The sequence below is a fragment of the Candidatus Omnitrophota bacterium genome (assembly GCA_016209275.1).
Lineage (GTDB): Bacteria > Omnitrophota > Gorgyraeia > Aquiviventales > Aquiviventaceae > JACQWM01.
The window spans coordinates 1-2,089 of sequence record JACQWM010000045.1; the positions used below are offsets into that span (position 1 = coordinate 1).

Annotated in this window: 3 protein-coding genes; all 3 read right to left on the reverse strand. The window is 63.1% G+C overall.

What is annotated here, in order from left to right; all coding sequences use genetic code 11:
- Positions 1-56: 56 nt before the first annotated feature.
- The 3 genes from HY737_06370 to HY737_06380 all read right to left on the reverse strand — a co-directional run bounded on the left by HY737_06370 (position 57) and on the right by HY737_06380 (position 2,005).
- Positions 57-395 (reverse strand): hypothetical protein, encoded by a 339-nt coding sequence (locus HY737_06370; protein ID MBI4598006.1) that lies wholly within the window; start codon positions 393-395, stop codon positions 57-59.
- A 12-nt stretch (positions 396-407) separates the two neighbouring features.
- The gene (locus HY737_06375) at positions 408-971 is read right to left on the reverse strand and encodes a hypothetical protein (GenBank protein ID MBI4598007.1); all 564 of its coding nucleotides are present in this window, start codon (positions 969-971) and stop codon (positions 408-410) included.
- A gap of 545 nt (positions 972-1,516) precedes the next feature.
- Positions 1,517-2,005, reverse strand: a complete 489-nt coding sequence (locus HY737_06380) for a hypothetical protein (protein MBI4598008.1) — start codon at positions 2,003-2,005, stop codon at positions 1,517-1,519.
- Positions 2,006-2,089 lie beyond the last annotated feature (84 nt).

Sequence of the window (2,089 nt, forward strand, 5' to 3'; positions counted from 1 at the left end):
GCCCTTGAGTTCTAGATCGCGAACGAGATCGGTGTAGACCTTGCCGATCCTAGCCATCAGCCGAGCGGCGTGATCTTCACCGACCAAAAGATCGTCGCCGCAACGCCGGTCGTGTTTCGCACGCGGATGGTGAGTCGTTCACCGCCAAGCGCGACATCACGGATCGAGAAGTCATCCGGGTAGACGGGCACGCGCGCCTGTCGGCTGACCCCGGATTCCTCGAGCAGCGCATCGCTGCCCGAGTAGACCGTGCACTGATGGTCGCCGGCCGCGTTCGAGCACAGACCGATTTCGAGCAGGGCGTTGTAGGGCATGAACTCGTAGGCAGATCCGCTGAGAACGTTCCCATTCGTCGCGTTCGCAGCGATGGAGGTCTGACCGATGATGAGAGGCATGAGAGGACTCCTTTACGCAGGGACCACACGATGACCGTGCGCCGGCAGCCGGCGAACCGAGCGCGGCCGCGCGCACGCTGCAAGCTGAGTCTGCATTGTGCTGATCGTGCGGCACACGCGACGCGCCGTGCGGATGTCTCTATAGCTGAGACCGCGCCGGCGACGCGGCCGCGCCGCTTGATCAAACAACATCTCCGCGAGTTCGAAAGCCGTGATGCCGAGGGCGACGGCGGCCGCCTCGATGCCGATCTTCTTCGCCACCGATGCGGCCGTCTTCGGCGAGATGCGCCGGCCTGAGCTCGTGATGAAGCCGACGATCCGCCCGGCGGCGTTGCGGATCGCGCCGACGGCACGCCCGGCCATCTGCGTGACGCTGCCAACGAACGGGCCGCTAAGAATACGGCCGGCTTGCCTTGCCATCGGCGCCATGCTCAACGGGGCGGCAGCTTGCAGCAGCTTGCGCTGTTCGCGGATGGTAACGGCATCGAGGATGCCGCCCGCGAGCGAGCCGAGATCAAAACCGGTGCCCGTGGGCAAGCCAGGTTCGGGAAAAGCGGTGCCGGTGAAGGTTGGCATGGCGGGCCTCTTGATCGCTTGGGAGACGGCGAGCGCAGTGCTAGCGACGCGCGCAAAGGGCTGGACCGGGCTCGGAATGATCGAGGCGACGGCCAGAACGGGTTTCAGAAGGCTCTTGAGCTTGAAGACATACCTCTAATGCGTGATCTTGCGGTATAGGGCGAGCTTCTGCTCTTGGGTTGAGGGTGGGGTAGCGGCCCCCCCCCCGGCGCGCGATCCTGGCGCATCCTGGCGCGAATTCAGAACCTCGGCCGCCTCCGAAATCAGGTCCGGACCGATTCCGCCCCTTGCGCGGCGCATCGCGTCCCGGTTCATGAAGTAGCGGAACCGCTCGACGAGATCAGCATGACGGAGCTCGAGCGCTTCCACTCGAGCCTCCATGGCCAAGCGCCAAGCCGGAGTCAACCGTAACAGCCACTTAAACAACGGTGTGTGCCTGTGTATAAGCTGTGGACAAGGGGGTTTCGCGTATACGCGCGCGCGCGCGTCCATGGACTCACCCCTTGTATAAAGCTTTTGGGCACTGAAGTCAAAAATCACCCCGTCTACAGGGCCCGGGTGAGGATGCTCGCCTGGTATTGGACGCCAGCCCCGCCAGCTGCAAGGACCAGAACGCGAAAGCGTTCGTTGGCAGTCTCGATCTCCAGGACAAGGTGGAAGTGGATAAAAGAACGCTGCTCAGCGAGCCGGATCGTCTGCAGGGTGAGGTTCGCGGCGTTAGCCGCATCGCGCCACTGGAGGACGAACCGGTTGCTGCCTGGTTCATTGTGCGTGATGAAAACGTCAACATCGTAGACTCCGACCGCCAAGGCTCCCGTATCTGCAAGCACGGCATTTGCCGCCGGCGCGATTTGTTCCCCTGCGGTGAACCAGTCGCCGACACGGTTTGGTTTCTGCGGACTCGCGACGAAACTCTCGAGCGAATCGAGCACCACGACGCCGAAGACTTCCGGCCCGATCGTGAGCTCGCCGAGCTCGCCCTTGAGTTCTAGATCGCGAACGAGATCGGTGTAGACCTTGCCGATCCTAGCCATCAGCCGAGCGGCGTGATCTTCACCGACCAAAAGATCGTCGCCGCAACGCCGGTCGTGTTTCGCACGCGGATGGTGAGTCGTTCA